The sequence below is a fragment of the Streptomyces sp. NPDC037126 genome, from assembly GCF_055605965.1.
This window is the reverse complement of the sequence record NZ_JBVJTD010000017.1, coordinates 38,566-52,991: the sequence shown is the minus strand read 5'-3', so window position 1 is coordinate 52,991 and position 14,426 is coordinate 38,566. Positions and strand designations below refer to the sequence as shown.

15 protein-coding genes are annotated in these 14,426 nt (G+C 70.8%); 9 read left to right on the top strand and 6 right to left on the bottom strand.

Annotated elements, in window-relative coordinates:
• Positions 1 to 45 precede the first annotated feature (45 nt).
• Entirely contained in the window at positions 46 to 348 is a 303-nt protein-coding gene (locus tag ACZ7FF_RS31220; RefSeq protein ID WP_470816315.1) for a hypothetical protein, read from the bottom strand.
• Between the two features lie 935 nt (positions 349 to 1,283).
• Between ACZ7FF_RS31220 and ACZ7FF_RS31215 the strand changes: the two genes are divergently transcribed.
• From ACZ7FF_RS31215 to ACZ7FF_RS31200, 4 genes are all read left to right on the top strand, one after another.
• Positions 1,284 to 1,511, top strand: coding sequence for a hypothetical protein (locus ACZ7FF_RS31215; protein WP_470816313.1), 228 nt, complete (start codon positions 1,284 to 1,286; stop codon positions 1,509 to 1,511).
• 195 nt (positions 1,512 to 1,706) lie between these two features.
• The gene (locus ACZ7FF_RS31210; RefSeq protein ID WP_470816311.1) at positions 1,707 to 1,964 is read left to right on the top strand and encodes a helix-turn-helix domain-containing protein; all 258 of its coding nucleotides are present in this window, start codon (positions 1,707 to 1,709) and stop codon (positions 1,962 to 1,964) included.
• Between the two features lie 8 nt (positions 1,965 to 1,972).
• On the top strand, positions 1,973 to 2,704 hold the full coding sequence (locus ACZ7FF_RS31205; RefSeq protein WP_470816309.1) for an IS3 family transposase: 732 nt from the start codon (positions 1,973 to 1,975) through the stop codon (positions 2,702 to 2,704).
• 41 nt (positions 2,705 to 2,745) lie between these two features.
• Complete coding sequence (locus ACZ7FF_RS31200) at positions 2,746 to 2,973, top strand: hypothetical protein (RefSeq protein WP_470816308.1); 228 nt, start codon at positions 2,746 to 2,748, stop codon at positions 2,971 to 2,973.
• Positions 2,974 to 3,130: 157 nt separating this feature from the next.
• On the opposite strand, the gene ACZ7FF_RS31195 is transcribed toward ACZ7FF_RS31200, so the two are convergent.
• The 4 genes from ACZ7FF_RS31195 to ACZ7FF_RS31180 form a co-directional block, all read right to left on the bottom strand.
• Positions 3,131 to 3,502: a helix-turn-helix domain-containing protein gene (locus ACZ7FF_RS31195; RefSeq protein ID WP_470816305.1), complete on the bottom strand. Its 372-nt coding sequence runs from the start codon at positions 3,500 to 3,502 to the stop codon at positions 3,131 to 3,133.
• Positions 3,503 to 4,810: 1,308 nt separating this feature from the next.
• On the bottom strand, positions 4,811 to 5,806 hold the full coding sequence (locus ACZ7FF_RS31190) for a BN159_2729 family protein (protein ID WP_470816304.1): 996 nt from the start codon (positions 5,804 to 5,806) through the stop codon (positions 4,811 to 4,813).
• Positions 5,803 to 6,402: a sigma-70 family RNA polymerase sigma factor gene (locus ACZ7FF_RS31185; RefSeq protein ID WP_470816302.1), complete on the bottom strand. Its 600-nt coding sequence runs from the start codon at positions 6,400 to 6,402 to the stop codon at positions 5,803 to 5,805. The genes ACZ7FF_RS31190 and ACZ7FF_RS31185 overlap by 4 nt, the downstream gene beginning before the upstream one ends.
• 114 nt (positions 6,403 to 6,516) lie before the next feature.
• Complete coding sequence (locus tag ACZ7FF_RS31180; RefSeq protein ID WP_470816300.1) at positions 6,517 to 6,810, bottom strand: helix-turn-helix domain-containing protein; 294 nt, start codon at positions 6,808 to 6,810, stop codon at positions 6,517 to 6,519.
• 236 nt (positions 6,811 to 7,046) lie between these two features.
• Between ACZ7FF_RS31180 and ACZ7FF_RS31175 the strand changes: the two genes are divergently transcribed.
• From ACZ7FF_RS31175 to ACZ7FF_RS31155, 5 genes are all read left to right on the top strand, one after another.
• Entirely contained in the window at positions 7,047 to 7,610 is a 564-nt protein-coding gene (locus ACZ7FF_RS31175) for a transcriptional regulator (protein WP_470816299.1), read from the top strand.
• Between the two features lie 379 nt (positions 7,611 to 7,989).
• Entirely contained in the window at positions 7,990 to 8,229 is a 240-nt protein-coding gene (locus ACZ7FF_RS31170; RefSeq protein ID WP_470816297.1) for a hypothetical protein, read from the top strand.
• Between the two features lie 821 nt (positions 8,230 to 9,050).
• Positions 9,051 to 9,263, top strand: coding sequence for a hypothetical protein (locus tag ACZ7FF_RS31165; RefSeq protein WP_470816295.1), 213 nt, complete (start codon positions 9,051 to 9,053; stop codon positions 9,261 to 9,263).
• 425 nt (positions 9,264 to 9,688) lie between these two features.
• Positions 9,689 to 11,482, top strand: coding sequence for a zinc metalloprotease (locus tag ACZ7FF_RS31160; RefSeq protein ID WP_470816553.1), 1,794 nt, complete (start codon positions 9,689 to 9,691; stop codon positions 11,480 to 11,482).
• Positions 11,483 to 11,519: 37 nt separating this feature from the next.
• The gene (locus ACZ7FF_RS31155; RefSeq protein ID WP_470816293.1) at positions 11,520 to 12,212 is read left to right on the top strand and encodes a hypothetical protein; all 693 of its coding nucleotides are present in this window, start codon (positions 11,520 to 11,522) and stop codon (positions 12,210 to 12,212) included.
• Positions 12,213 to 13,182: 970 nt separating this feature from the next.
• Here ACZ7FF_RS31155 and ACZ7FF_RS31150 read toward each other — a convergent pair.
• On the bottom strand, positions 13,183 to 13,692 hold the full coding sequence (locus ACZ7FF_RS31150) for a transglycosylase SLT domain-containing protein (protein ID WP_470815753.1): 510 nt from the start codon (positions 13,690 to 13,692) through the stop codon (positions 13,183 to 13,185).
• Between the last annotated feature and the right edge of the window lie 734 nt (positions 13,693 to 14,426).

The following is a 14,426-nucleotide window of genomic DNA, read 5'->3' as shown; positions in this document are numbered from 1 at the left end:
GTTCCCTGACAGCGGGCGGCGCTGATGTCGTCCGGGCTGACGACGTCAGTCGCAGTCCCAGTAGGAGACACGGTGGTGGTCGCCGTACCTGTACTGGTCCCAGCTGGAGTAGCGGTCGCCGCGGCAGTGGTTGCGGTAACGCCAGCCGTCGTAGCGGTCGTTGTCGCAGTACCGCCGCCAGTCACCGCTGTGGCGGTACCCGTAGGCGTGGTGGTTGCCGTGGAACGAGGGCGCCACCGCCGTCACAGAGGTCGCCGCCGGGGCAGCGGCCGCCTCCATCGAGAGAGGGGCCATGACAGCGCCGGCCGCCAAAAGCGCGCCCGCTACTGCCTTAGCAATGGTCTTCACCTGATCTCCTTTCAAACATCAGGGCCGGTTTCGCCCTGGTGCTGAGCCTGACGCTACATCAAATGACTCGCAATTCATTACGGGCCGGATCCCCGGTAATTCACCGGTGCGCCGGGCGAGACATCAGAAACGGCAGCTCAGGGGCAATGCCATGCCTCTTCGTGGACATCTGTGCCGCGCCCGGCGAGGGGCACCCGACCAGGTGAACTTCCCGGTTGGTCAAATCAGTTGGCGGGTGTGCGACGGGTTGAGACCGGCCGTGTGAATACACCCTCTGAAATGCCCCGCGTTTTTCGGAGTCACGTGACGAGAAAATGCGCGGCGACCTGACGGCGAAGCCGGTGAGTCGACTTTCGGTGCCGACCCGACTTTTATGGAGTGCATTTCTCGTCGAAAGACGCCTGCCGGCCGGCCGCGGGCGAAAGGCCACGCCGGACTCCTTGCGTGTCGCCTTCCGCCGGGCGCTCGGCGGCCGCGCAGACGCGAGGGTCGCGTGGGGCAGCTCCCGGCGGGGACCGGTGCCGCTCCCCGTACCTGTGCGCGCCGCCGGCCGGGGACGACGGCCGCAACGTGCGGCGTGGGGCGTGCAGTTGAGGGCCAGGGGCCGGGAATGAAACAGACACACACTTCTGAACGGATGTCGGAAATAGACGGTTTGCACTGACCGTTCCCTTTCGGCTACCGTCCACGCTCTCCGGACGAATCGTCCAGAGACTTCGGACGACGGGGTTGGCGCCCACCTGCGCGTTCCCGATGGCCCGTCCACCCATGGGCGACAGCCTCCGTCCGGATCCGTGCGGCGCCGTCGCACCCGGTCCACGGCTCCTGCAGTGGCCGGTGCGGGTGGCGCCGACCGGGGGTGGAGCACGGCCGGCGGCAGCGGTTGGTCCGCTGCCGCCTGGCCCAACTCCTGTTTCGCGTACATCCCTTCACTCATGAAAGGCTTCTTGATGAACAACGACTGGCTCGAGGCCGAGACCGCCGAACTGCTGCCCGGCCGCGAGGCGCTGGGCAAGCTCTCGTTCAGCTTCGCCAAGATGACGACCGTCTCGAAGAAGATCGCGCACGTGGACGCCCACAACGAGTCGATGGCGGTGAACCAGTCCTCGCCGTTCGCGACGGCCCAGTCACAGGCCTCCCAGGCCATCAGCGTCCGCCAGTAGCACGGCCCTTGGCGCAGGGGCAGGCCCCCGGGCGTGCCCCTGCGGCCCTCCGGCAGTTGGGGGATGTCACGTCCTGGCGCAAGTCGGTCCACGAGCGCCCGGCGGCATCCACCGGCGGACGCCAGGATGTGAACCGGCCCCCGCTCAGGCCCTTTTCACCCGTCCTCCGGCAGCGGAACGAACGAGTGGGATCCCGTGAGCAGTCCTCACCCCGCGGCACTGCGCACCCGCGCGGAGCAACTGGCCCTGGAAGGGCACCCGGCGAAGGAAGTGGCGCGGCGACTGGGCGTCTCCCCGCAGACCGTCTACCGCTGGCGGCGCTCCCGTGCGTCCGGGTCGGACCTGGCACAGGCCCGCACCCGCATCGGCGAACTGGAGCAGGAAGTCCTCCTGTGCCGCGAACTCATCGCCACGCTGCGGCAGATGATGCCCCCAAAAGACGTTACGAGGTGATCCACCACATGGCGTCGCAGGGATTTCCGGCACGCAGGATCGCCGTTCTCCTCAACGTCTCGGAGTCCGGGTACTACGCCTGGCGCGCACGCACCCCCTCCCCGCGAGCACTGCGCCGCGCCTGGCTGACCCGTCTGATCCTCGACATCCACCAGGAGTCCCGCTCCGCCTACGGCTACCGCAGGGTGAGGCAGGAACTCGGCCACCGCTACGGCATCGACGTCAGCCACACCACCGTCGAGGTCATCATGAAGGCGGCCGGGATCCGCGGCAGAGCGGGACGGCTGCACGAACGGGCCCCGCAGGACAGCGCCCGCACGCCCAGCCGGCGCTGGACCGTCGACGTCCTCGCCTTCACCACGCTCCAGGGTCCCCTGTACACGGCCGTCGTCCTCGACACCGCATCCCGCTGCCCGATCGGCTGGAGCACCGCCACGACAGCGGACCGCACCCTCGTCCACCACGCCCTCATGGCGGCCATCACCCGCGCCGCCCACGCCGAACCGGCGGCCGGGACCGCGTACGAGAGCCTGCTGGCCTGCACCTTCACCGAGCGGGCCGGCGTGCTCGAATGCGCGCCCAGCGGCGGAAGGGCGGCGGACCGGTACGACCACGCGGTCGTCGGGGTCTTCTGGGACACCGTCCACCGCGAACTGCACGGCCCGTCCTCCTGGCCGGACACACACTCCCTGGAGGACCGGCTCAGGGAGACCCTCGACCGCTTCGCCCGGCAGGCCTGAGCCGCCGGACCAGCCAGCCCACCCACACCAAGGCGGACCCATTGGAAACGACGCCACCTCTGCCCGCCCCCGGCGGCACCCGGCCCGGCATCCACGCGGGGCAGGACACCTCCACCGCCCACGCCCACCGACTGCGGCTGTACGGCGCCCTGGAGCGGGTGTGCGTTCCCCTCGCCGCCGCCGACGTCCAGGCCATCTTCCAACTGGCGGAACTCGATTGCGCCACCGTGCACGCCGTCATCGACTGGTTGACTTCCTCCCCCTCCTGAAGGAGGAGGATTGCCCTGTGCGGGAGTTCGGCCGCCAATCCCCAGCTGCAGCGGGCTGTATTTGCTCAAGCCTTCAGATCAACACGGCGCGCACGCTTCCACCGCTGCCGCTTACGAGTTGACGGATTCCCGCGTACGACCGGGACGCCCGCCTTTTCTACTGGGTGCCGTCCGCCTGGAGCAACGACTCGACGAGGACGGCCACATGCCGGCGGTCCGTCGGGCTCAGCTTGTGCACGCTCGCGATGAGGATCGCCACCTCGGGATCCGCGGCCTCGGGTGTGTCCTCGAGGTACAGGTTGACGCCCGCGGCCTCGGCGGCGGCCCGCTGCACCGGCGCCACCGGGATGCCCAGTCCCTTGGCCAAGCCCTCCAGAGTGGTCTGCTGGGGCATCTGCGCCAGCCGCGCCGACGTCGCCAGATGATGGACCGTCGAACGGGAGATGCCACCGCGGCGCGCTACATCGCTGTAGGACCAGCCGTGCTGGTCCAACTTGTGCTTGATCATTTCCTGCAGTGTGTTGGGCACGCCGGTTCTTCCTGTGGAGAGAGGGAGTGACCGTCTGTCAATGAGTCTAACGGTCCTGCCGCCGGGGCGTTCTGCACCTTCTTTTCCACCGGCGCCCTGCGCTAGGCTGCCGTCCGACTGCGCGTCACGGTCGACACCTGCGGACCGGCTGAGCCGGCACCGTGGGCAATGAGCGCATCCGCCAGGGCAAGTCCGCAAGTCCCGTACCGCGAACCGCACCTCCACCCGCGCCCTGTCCTTCGGCGCAGGGCCGTAGCCGCCCCCTGCTCGGTTCCCCCCCAGTCAATGGCCGGCTCCACGCCCATGCCCGGCGGCGCGGCAGCCGTGACCGCTCCTCGACGGACAAGGCATGGCCCTGGCGCAGGCCGGGGTGGCGACGGACGGGCGGGTCCCCGGCCGCACGCGCACGGCCGAGCGGCTCGGCGGCGCCTCACTTGTGATCACGGAGGCGGGCCGGAGCCGGCGTGCAGGAGGCAGAAGTCGTTGCCGTCCTGGTCGGCCGGGGCCCGCCGGGGTCCGCCGGTTCTCGGCGGTGCGGCCGTCGTCGGGGGGCCCGGCGCCGGGCGCGGGCAGCCGATCCCGGCTCGGCGTCCTGGTCGCGGTCGGTGGCGTCGGCGTACGGCCAAAGCCGTCCGGGCCGCGGGCCGCTGCCGGGATCGAGGACGAGCGGGAGTTGTGGGCCGCCGGAGCCGGCGTCGGGCTGCCCGATCTCGATGCTTCCCGTCGCCCTGACGGCCGGGTTCGATGCGGTCCGGAGATCTCGCTCCAGAACGGCGCGGGCCGGTGCGTCGGCAGCTTGCCTGCGCGTCAATGGGCCTGGTTGCCCCGGAGGTTGGTCGTCGGTTGTGTGCGGGGGCTCGGCGCGCGATCGCGATGTCGGCTGGGGCAGTTCACCGGCGACGCCGGCAGCAGCCGGCTCCCTCGTGCCGGGCCGCATCGATGACCAGTCTCCCGGCGGCGAAGGGGTACGCGGCGTGCAACGCCAGGCGGTTCAGCTCTGGGCGAGGCGGTCGTGCCGGTCGGCGAGGGCCCTGGCCGTTCCGCGCACCTGCCTTGCGGTGGGTCCGGGCCCTCGCCTTCGCCGACGCGCCGCCGTAGGCCGCATTCGTGTGGAGCCGTCGCCGTTGACGTGTTCTCCCGGCCGAAGTCGGCGCTTCTGCCCCGGTGTTGCGGTGGCGGGACCGGCGCGGCCGCAGCGTGCACGGCAACTGCCCTGCCGGTAGGCGGGGGTGGCATCCTGCGGCCTGGGCGGCCGTCGTCCGCCGTGCTGCGCTCGCGCGTGAGGACGGCCGGCGGTGTGACGCGCGCTCAGCAGGTGTCGGGGTTCGCGGCGGCGGGGGTGAGGGGGCCGTTGGCCATCACGATGGAGGTGAGCGAATAGGGCGGACCACTGGTACCGCCCAGCGTGAGAAGGGGCGTGTCGTCCTCTTGGCGCCGGCCGTGGTAGTGCCAGGTCTGGCCGAGGCGGTCGGTGTGGCCGAGGGCGAGGTCGTAGATGCGGCCGCCCAGGCAGAAGGGGTCGGTGGCCCTCTGCGCCGCCTCCTCCAGGAGGCGGGGCACGACGTCCGCGGTGAGGCGGACCTCCACCCCGGCGAGGTGCCCGGTGGCGGTCTGGACCCAACCGCTCTGGTGGGTCGGCGCGTCCAGGGGCGCACCGATCGCGGTCAGCCAGTACTCCCAGTCGCCCAGCGACATGGCGTGGATGTGGACGCTGACGCTTTCGTGATCCGAGGTGATCTGTGTGACCTCGAGCCGGCCCGCGTTCTCGGCCCGCAGCCTGGCCGCCGTGACGGCGGCCGGGGGCTGCGTCTGGTCCCCGTCGGCCGGGTGCGGTTCCCGGGCGCCGGTGCTCCGCCCGGTGACCGGTCCGGGTGCGGCGGCCTGCCGGGCACGCTCCGGGTCGGCCGGGTCGGGTGCGGCGGGCGGGGTGTCGCACGCGTCGAGCAGGTTCGCGCTCGTGGAGCAGGGCTCGGACACGTCGAGGATGTGCAGCGGGCGGGGCGTCCCGGGTGCGCCGGGTGCCTCCTCGCCGGTGCGGGGCGCGATGATCGCCTGCCACAGGGCCGAGGCGCCCGGTGCGGGATGCGCGGCGGCCCCCGTGGCCTCGGCGTCGGGGGGTTCGGCGTCCGGCGGGCTGTGCTGCGGCCGGTTCTGTTCCCCGAGTCGTCTGAGGGTGTCGGCCCCGCCGGGGCCCACGAGTCGGCCCTGTGCGTTGAGATCGGCGATGAAGGCGCGGGCGAGTTCGCTGAGCCGGGTGGCGAGTTCCTGCTCGACGTCCGTGCCCTTGCCGTAGGCGATGGTCATGCCACGGCTCCCACGTAGGCCTTGCGCAGGGAGTCGAGCGCGCGCCACTGGAGCGTTTTGACGGCGCCGTCGGTGGTGCCCATGGTGCGGGCGGTCTCGTGGACGGACATCTCCCCCAGGAACCGCAGCCGGATGACGACCTGTTGGCGGGGGGTGATCTCGGACAGGGCGTGATGCAGGTCGTCGAGTTCGAGCGAGGACAGGACGGTGTCCTCGGGGTTGCTCACCGTGGGGGCCCAGGCATCTCCCACCTGGGTGATGTGGTCGACGAAGGTGAGGTTGCGTGTCGTGGCGGTCTTGAAGTGATCGGCGACGACGTTGCGTGCGATGGCGCACAGCCAGGCGCGGATGGACGTACCGTTCCAGGTGAAAGTGGTGATCTTGGCCCATGCCTTCATGAAGACGTCCGCCGTGAGGTCCTCGGCCAGGGCGGTGTTCGATCTGACGCGCTGGGCGATGAGCGTGGCGATGAGGCCGTGGTGCATGAGATACAGCTCGGCGAACGCCTCGCGATCGCCCTGCTGGGCACGGGTGATGAGGGACAGTTCCCCCGTGACGCCGCCGTCGAGGGCGCCGTCGTGAGCGTGAGTGGTCAAGGGTGCTCCCGGTCGTGCGTGGACAGAAGTGAGGTGGGACTGCGGGCAGAAGTGGTGCGGTGGCGCCAAGGCCGCCTGAGGGCCGCGGCCTTGGGGACGGGGTCGGGCCGGTTCTCAGCCGGCCGCGTGCCGGTCCGCCTCCCCGTGCCGCAAGCGGTGCCGGTCCTGGGCGGGCACACGCTGCCGTTGCGGAAGGCTGCTGCGCTGCATCGTCTGCGGGTCGTCGTAGACGAGCGCGTCGAGCCGGACACTGTAGGCGTCGCGCAGCGTCCAGAGTGTGGCCAGGCTCGGCTGTTTCGTTCCGGTCGCGAGCCGGTGAAGCGTCGACCTGCTGATGCCGGTGCGCTGCGCCATGTCGGCGACGCTTTCGTCACCGAGCTCCCTGGCCTTTACCAGGAGCGTGGCCATATGGAGGCGAAGCATGGTCAAAAGACCCCCTCAGCAACGTGCAGCACGTGTGGCTAACCCACACGCGCGCAACATATGCAAGTTGCCAAGGGGGAGTGACGCAAGGGTATTTTGATTCGCACACAGATGCGAGATTCGGGATGTGGCCTGCAGAAATGCCGATCTAGGTTTTGACCTGCGGAGGTGCACGCGTGCAACTAGCATGCGACAACTTGCCTGCGCGCTACCCTCCGACCATGCGGAGTGCGAAAGATTCCCCCCACGAAAACCGGGCCAAACGCCAGGCTCAGGCGCAGCGGGTCGGCGCGTATCTTACGAGAGCTGCGACGGCAGCCGGATACGACGTGCGCCGGCGGCAGGGCGGCCGGGCGCAGCTGGCGGCCGTGACCGGTCTGAGTCTGACCACGGTCAGCCGGACACTGGACGGCAAAACCTTGCCGCTGCCCTCGCAATTGACGACGTGGGCGACGGTCCTCAACCTTGATCACCGGGGGATTCTGGTGGAGAGCGGTCTCATTCCCGAGCAGCGGGGGCCTCATTCACCACGACGGGTACCGAACGCGGCGACGCTCTCGCCGGACGAGGCCATGACGGCGTGGAGAATCACCGATCCCATCATCCGCAGGACGCTGAACGGGAGCATCGTCCACGCGATCGAACTCCAAGCGGAAATCGATGCGGCCCAGGATCCGGGGACGTGCGGGAAATCAAGTGCCCGTGGCGCACGCGCGGATGACACCGCTGCCGCCAGGATTCCCTTCCGTGGAGCACCGCATGCCGATCGCCGCGGCTTGAACTGACCGCCCGGACAGGGACGTCAGCGGCCGGTCCCGCACCGCGGGGCGGGCCGGGCCGTTGGGCGTCATCCGCTCCCACCTCCGCCGGCGGCCCGGCCGGAGCACGGCCGGAGCACGGCCGGGCCGCCGCGCACCGCGATCACCGACGGCACCACCGGACCTGCCCCGCAGGAATTCGAGCACATGCACGCCCGCCAGGTCCGGCCACCCGGCAATGACTCTCCCGCTAAGCTCGGCGGAATCTTCCCGAAATCCCGTGCCTGCACCACGGCTCACGGTCACAGGAAGAGCGAGGGATATCCTCCTGCCGTGCCGGCATCCAGCGGGTCGGAAAGGGCCACGCGGAGAGGGGTAGCAGGTGCTTGTCGTACAAGGAGCCCCTATGACCGCCGTCGTGCGCAGCAGCACCGGCGAGGCGGTGGTCCTGCTTTCCGGTGACTCACTCCAGCAGGTGCCGGAGGCGACGTTCGCCGACATGATCAAGGCTGCTTCCGCCGTGCTGAGCGCCGCGGAACTCAAGACCGTCAACAACGCCGTTCCCACGCTCGGCACAGGCCCGCCGGATTTCCATGTTCATGTCGATGGAAACGAGTTGACGGTCTACCGGCTGGCCACCGGCTGAGTTCCGCCGCGGCCGACGAGCGCGATTCATCCGGCCTTTGCCGTGCGGCCACCGATCCCTCCCGGCGCAGTTCGCCCTCGGCGAGCGGCCCATGTGCAGTGAATGCGGTTCCCCACGCCCGGACTTGATGCCGCACAGCGCCCTGCACGGGCAAGCGGCAAGCGGCAAGCGGCAAGGCGAAACCGCCCGTACCCGGGGCCTGTTGCGTACGGCGCCATTCCCGCCGCGATGTGCCGCATATCCGCGTGCCCGCGCCGCCTGCCTACGCACGCACCCGGTACGCCTCACGCCTCCGCCGGTCCACGACGGCACGGTACCGAGCCCGGCCCTCCGGGGCGCCAACCGCACGCCCCCGCACCGCATTCGACCGGCGCCGCGGCCGCCGGTCCGATGTGCGCCGCAGTGCCGCTGCGCCCCAGTCGGCCCTGGTGACGCCGGACGAGTGGACAGCAGTGCGACTTTGAACGAATGTCGCATTTGGATTGTTTGCTCTTTTCCTTCGGTTTCGGCTACTGTCCGGATCCTCCGGACGAATTGTTCGGAGACTTTGGACGGCGGGCGACTGTCCCCCAGTTCCGCCGTGCCCCGACTCCGCAGCCCGGGTTTCCGCATGACCCGGCTGTGGAGGAAGGCATTTCTTGCCGTCCATCGAATCCTGCCGGCGCGACCGCGCAGACAACCTGCTGCTCACTCACTGTCAGCCGGAACGCGCCGGCAGGCCGAAACGAGGCCGGACAGCGGCCCCAACGGCATGTTGGGACACGACTCCCCGGAACTCGCTTCGCTCACACACCACTTGAAGCAATGAAAGGAGTCTTTTCATGAACACGGACCAGCTCGAGGCCGAGACCGCGGAACTGCTGCCGGGGCGTGAGGCGCTCGGCAAGTTCTCGTTCAACTTCGCCAAGGTGACCACCGTGACGAAGAAGGTGGCGCACGTGGACGCGCACAACGAGTCGGCCGCGGTGAACCAGTGCTCGCCGTACGCGGTCGCCCAGTCCGAGGCCGCGCAGAGCATCAGCGTGCAGCAGTAGCACACGGACCAGGCAGGGCCGGGCCGGCTGAGCGGGCGGACCCGGCCCTGCCTGACTCATCCCGCGGACACACTTCCGCCTTCCGTCGACGGTGCGCCAACAAGCCTCGCTGTCAGCACAGTTGGCAGACGTCGCCGCCGGCGCAGTCGGCAGTGGACGCCCGCGGGTCCGCCTCCGGCCCGGGACCGCCCCGTACGGCCGTGCCCTGTGGCGCGGCCGCCGGGATGCGACATCCCCACCGGCATCCGCTGCGCACCGCGCACATGTGTCGAACCGTCAGATGCGCCCAGGAGAACACCATGCCGGCGTCCGAAGACAACAGCAGCCTCACCACGCTGCAGGCCCGCACTCCCCACCCCCGGCATCCCCCCGGGCAGGCCACCGCCACGCTCGCGCCCGATCCCCTCGCGCACCCGGCACCCGCCATGACGGCCGGCACCCCGGCGTCCCCGGGCGCCGCGCCCGTCCCGCAACGGAGCCACGGCCTGCAGACCCTGGGTGAGTACAAGGGGTCGGGCTTCACCGAACGCCGGTACATCGTCCGCCGCGGCGACGGACAAGTGATCCAGCTGTCGCGCCTGCTGTACCTCGTCGTCAGCAGTGTCGACGGCGTCCGCGACGCCGAGGCGATCTCGCACCGGGTCAGTGGCCGCTACGGGGCCGAAGTCACCACGGAGAACATCGTCTACCTGGTGGAGCACAAGCTCACCCCGCTCGGGATCACCGTCCCCTTCGGGGACCGGCCCGGCGAGGTCCTCGCTCCCCGCTCCGATCTGCTGCTGGCCCTGCGCGGCCACAAAGTGATCTTCCATGAGCGGAACGTGGCCCGCATCGCCGCCGCGCTCGCCTGGCTGCACCGGCCCCTGGTGGTGGTGGCGACGCTGGCGGGCGTCGTCGTCATGGACGTGTGGCTCTTCGCCGTCCACGGAGCCATGACCCCCGTGCTGCAGGTCCTCGAACAGCCGCTGTGGATGCTCATCATCTTCGCGCTGACCGTGGCCTCCCTCCTCTTCCACGAGTTCGGGCACGCGTCGGCCTGCCGGTACAGCGGAGCGGTGCCGGGGAGGATCGGATGCGGCATCTTCCTCATCTGGCCGTCCATGTACACGGACGTCACCGACGTGTACCGGATCGGGAAGGCCGGCCGCCTGCGCACCGGGCTGGGCGGCGTCTACTTCAACGTCATCTTCATGCTGGCCCTCACCGCGGCCTACCTGCTCACCGGCCAGTCCTTCCTTCTCGCCGCGGTGTACCTCGCGCACTTCGAAGTCCTCGAACAGCTCGTACCGGCGGTGCGGCTGGACGGTTACTACATCCTGGGCGACCTGGCCGGCGTGCCCGACCTGTACGGCAAGGTCAAGCCGATCCTGCTGAGCCTGCTGCCCGGGCACCACCGGGCCGCCGCGCAGGTGGCGGACCTCAAACGCTCCGCACGGACCGTCGTGACGGTGTGGGTCCTGACCATGGTCCCGCTGCTGCTCGCCGAGGCGGCGTACGCCCTGTGGAACCTGCCGCGCCTGCTGGCCACCGCGGCGCGCGGCCTGCGCGACCAATGCCTGGGAACGCTCGCGGCGTTCACCGACGGGCACCTGGCGGCCGGGCTGGTCGGCGTGATCGGCACGCTCATGCTGCTGTGCCCGATGGCGGGAGGCGCCTACCTCGCCGCCCGGCTGGCGGCCCGCCTGTGGCGCGCTGCCGCGAGGGCGAGCGAAGGCAGGCCGGTGGTGCGTCTGACGCTGGCCGCCGCGGCCACCGCGGGCTGCGCCGTCCTCGCCGCGGCCTGGGTGCAGGGCCTGACCCCCCAGCCGCTTCCGGAGGCGGCCCCGGTCACCCCCGTCCTGCAACCGGGCAAACCCGCGCCGCCCACGCCCTCCCCCACCCCCGTACGCCCCGCCGCGACACACCCGGCCGTCCATCGCTTCGCCAGCGCCACGCCCGGGCAGAGCCGCCCCGCGTCGCCGGTCCCCCACCCCACCGCAAGCGGCCGGCCCACCCCCGCGGCCACACCGTCCGCCGCCTCCCCGGCGGCCCCGGCGCCCGGCACCGGCACACCGAGCCCCACGACGTCGGCCGGCACCACGCCCACCGGTCCCGCACCCAGCGCATCCCCGAGTCAGACCCCCACCGAACCCCCTTCCGAGTCCCCCTCGCCGTCGCAGCCTCCCCCCACCCCGTCCTCACCCTCGGCGAGCGCGCCATCGGCCCCGAGCCATCTCTGACACCACGCCCCACCGCCCCCCTTCGCAGGAGAAGACCATGCACCATCGCAAGCCGCACCCGTCCAAGGCCACCAGGACGGCCGTCCGCCTCGGCGCCGCCGTCACGGCCGGCCTGGCCATGACGGCCGTCGCCACCGCGGCCCGCGCCACCCCCGGCCGTACCGGCATCTCCCACGACGTCGCCATCGCCGTCGACGCCGCGCTCAGCCACGCAGACAGGACCCACGTGAACCAGTTCGACGCATCCTTCGTGATCCACGAGTACGGCCCCTCCGTCGCCGTGTCGGCCAACAACCGGGCCACCGCGGTCTCGGTGGGATGCTCCGTGAACGACCCCTGCCGTTCCGTCGCCCTCTCGTACCAGATCCTCACCACGGCCGGCCGCAACGCACGCCTGATCAACGCCACCAACATCAGCAGGTCCGTCAACGAACACTGCCCGGCGTGCCAGACCGTCTCCGCCGCCTACCAGTTCGTCGTGGCCACACCCCGGCAGTTCAGCCTGAGCCGCCAGGCACGCAGCGAACTGAGCGGCATCAACCGCCAGGTGGACGCCCTCAGGGCCTCCCACCTGCCGATCGACCAGATCACACGTCAGGCCGACGAACTCGCCCGGCAGGTCAAAGCCGTCCTCGACCGGGAGGCGGCACGCGCACCGCGCACCGGCGGCGGCACCGACCCCACGGCCGACTTCATGCCGACCGTGACGATGCACCGCTACGTCCGCTGACCCCCGGTCCGGGGGCCGAGCCGGCGCGGCGCAACTGGACAGCCGCAGAGGCGAGCGCCGCGCCACGGCCAAGACAGAGAAGCCCCGGCTGCGTCCGCACGCATCGCCATGACCCGTCCCCCGGGCCGACCGGCGCGCGTTCCCGAAAGGCGCGGGCAGTTGGGGGGCGTACCCACCGGGGGCGGCGGGGGGCCGGGACGTCGAGAGCGCCGTACGCACGGCCTGCGCTCCGAGCGGGGCGCAGGCCGTGCGTGGTCACGAGGCAGATCTCTACGGGATGCCGTCCTCCGTAACGGAGGACTGCGGGAAAAGGTGCTCTTCGAACGCGGTCATCCCGAACAGGAGGACCATCATCGCCACGGGCGTGAGCAGGGCAAGCAGGATCACAGCACCTCCCGGAAGGTCGGTCTGTGGCACCTGAAGGAGCCTTGTACAGGATGCGGCCGATCGGGGGATCCCGCACCTTGCCCAGGGCCTGACGGCCTTCGTCGCGGCCCCGGACTCAAGGGGGCACCGGACAGACGCCCACGTGTCCCCGCCGGGAGTACGCCCACCCGCGCGGCCGGCTGCCCTGCGGGGGCACAGGCGGGTGCGCGGATCGTACGTGGCCGGCGGGCGGGAGATGCGCGGGGCGGCCTTCGTCGGGGCGCACGGAGCGGTGTCGGCGCGGCACGGGTGCGGTGTGCCGGTGAGGGGGGCGCGGGGCTTCGGTACGCAGCGGACAAGCCGCTGCGCAGGTGGCGGAAGCAGTGTCCGCAGCGGCCGGCGCGACGGTCGGTCGTCGCATCGTGCGCGGCCGGCACGCGCCGGGCCGGCGTCGTCACGAGCGGGACGACGAGATCACCCGGAGCGGCCCTGAAGACTCAAGTCGGTCGGCGCGGGTGAACTCCGCCGTGCTGGGCGCGCGGTGGACGGCTCCGCGGTTGTGCGGGCCGACCACCGTGGTCGGTGCCTGTCCTGAAGGACTGGGTCAGTAGGCGGAGTTGACGTTGTCGATGGAGCCGTAGCGGTGGGCGGCGTAGTTGGCGGCCGCGGTGATGTTGGCGACCGGGTCCTTGATGCTGTGGGCGGTGCCGGCCACGTGGAAGGCGTTGAAGGTGGGGTCGATCACCTGGAGCAGGCCCTTGGAGGGGATGCCCTTCTTGGCGTTGACGTCCCAGTTGTTCTGCGCGTCGGGGTTGCCGCCGGACTCGCGCATGATGTTGCGCTTGAGGCCCGCGTAGCTGCCCGGGATGCCCTTGGCCTTCATGATGCTCAGCGACTGCTTGATCCAGCCGTCCAGGTTGTTGGCGTAGGCGCCCTTGGCGGCGGAGGCGTGGGTGTCGTTCGAGGCCCTGACCACGGAAGAGGCGTGCACCTGCGTCGCTTCGGCCGCCTGCGCGCTCGCCGGCATCATCGTGATCGCGGCGGCTGCCGCGCCCGTGGTGGCGAGACCGGTCAGGGCGATACGGGCGATGCGGGTGCGGGTGGTCATGGCCATGCGAGAACAACCTTCCGTAGGGGACACACGTCAGTGCCGGCCGCGAACCATCACGGCGGCGTGGGGCACCCGCAATCCACGGGCAGACCCTCCAGGGATCCGCCGCGACCCGATGACCGGCCCGCGGCGACGACAGCCATGATTAGCGGCCGCCGACACCCGCCGCAACGATGTGACCTACTACCCACCTACGGAGAAATGCCCGAAATAAGGCAATCAAGCTTGTTCGGCCCTTTTCAGGGGCTTCCGTTCCTACGACCCTCCCTAGGATGTGATCCCGCTCGCATGGCGGGCATCACGCCCACGGGGCACCGGAAGCCCTCCCCACACCTCCGGCGGAGCGTGGTTTTACGGCTCATGCCCTCGAGGCCCGGCCGTCCGCCCGAAGGTCCCGAATGCCTGGTCCTGCGTGCGTATCGCGCCTCACGACGGGGCGGCCGGCCGCGAGGCGGGTGAAGGCCATGGGGGCGCGGCCGGGCGCGGCCCCGGATCCAGGCCACCCGGCCGCCGAGGCCGGCGGGTGCACAACCGCGGCGGGCTGCGGGCCGCAGGCATGTCACCGGTGAGGACGATCAGGTCCGCTGCGGGGCATCGGGTTTTGCGGGGACCGCCCCGGCCGGCAGCACGCCATGGATGCCGGAGAAGACCGCTACCCGCTTGAGCACGGCCCAAGCAACCGGCTCGCCCACCGACTTGCCGTCCTTGGATTGAGGATGGCTGCCAGGCACCGCGGA

Bases quoted from the DNA above. Each gene is read 5' to 3' on its own strand.
- ACZ7FF_RS31180 (WP_470816300.1), bottom strand. From the start codon at position 6,810: ATGGCCACGCTCCTGGTAAAGGCCAGGGAGCTCGGTGACGAAAGCGTC.
- ACZ7FF_RS31190 (WP_470816304.1), bottom strand. From the start codon at position 5,806: ATGACCATCGCCTACGGCAAGGGCACGGACGTCGAGCAGGAACTCGCC.
- ACZ7FF_RS31215 (WP_470816313.1), top strand. From the start codon at position 1,284: ATGAAAGGCTTCTTGATGAACAACGACTGGCTCGAGGCCGAGACCGCC.
- ACZ7FF_RS31205 (WP_470816309.1), top strand. From the start codon at position 1,973: ATGGCGTCGCAGGGATTTCCGGCACGCAGGATCGCCGTTCTCCTCAAC.
- ACZ7FF_RS31165 (WP_470816295.1), top strand. From the start codon at position 9,051: ATGAACACGGACCAGCTCGAGGCCGAGACCGCGGAACTGCTGCCGGGG.
- ACZ7FF_RS31175 (WP_470816299.1), top strand. From the start codon at position 7,047: ATGCGGAGTGCGAAAGATTCCCCCCACGAAAACCGGGCCAAACGCCAG.
- ACZ7FF_RS31160 (WP_470816553.1), top strand. From the start codon at position 9,689: ATGACGGCCGGCACCCCGGCGTCCCCGGGCGCCGCGCCCGTCCCGCAA.
- ACZ7FF_RS31170 (WP_470816297.1), top strand. From the start codon at position 7,990: ATGACCGCCGTCGTGCGCAGCAGCACCGGCGAGGCGGTGGTCCTGCTT.
- ACZ7FF_RS31150 (WP_470815753.1), bottom strand. From the start codon at position 13,692: ATGGCCATGACCACCCGCACCCGCATCGCCCGTATCGCCCTGACCGGT.
- ACZ7FF_RS31155 (WP_470816293.1), top strand. From the start codon at position 11,520: ATGCACCATCGCAAGCCGCACCCGTCCAAGGCCACCAGGACGGCCGTC.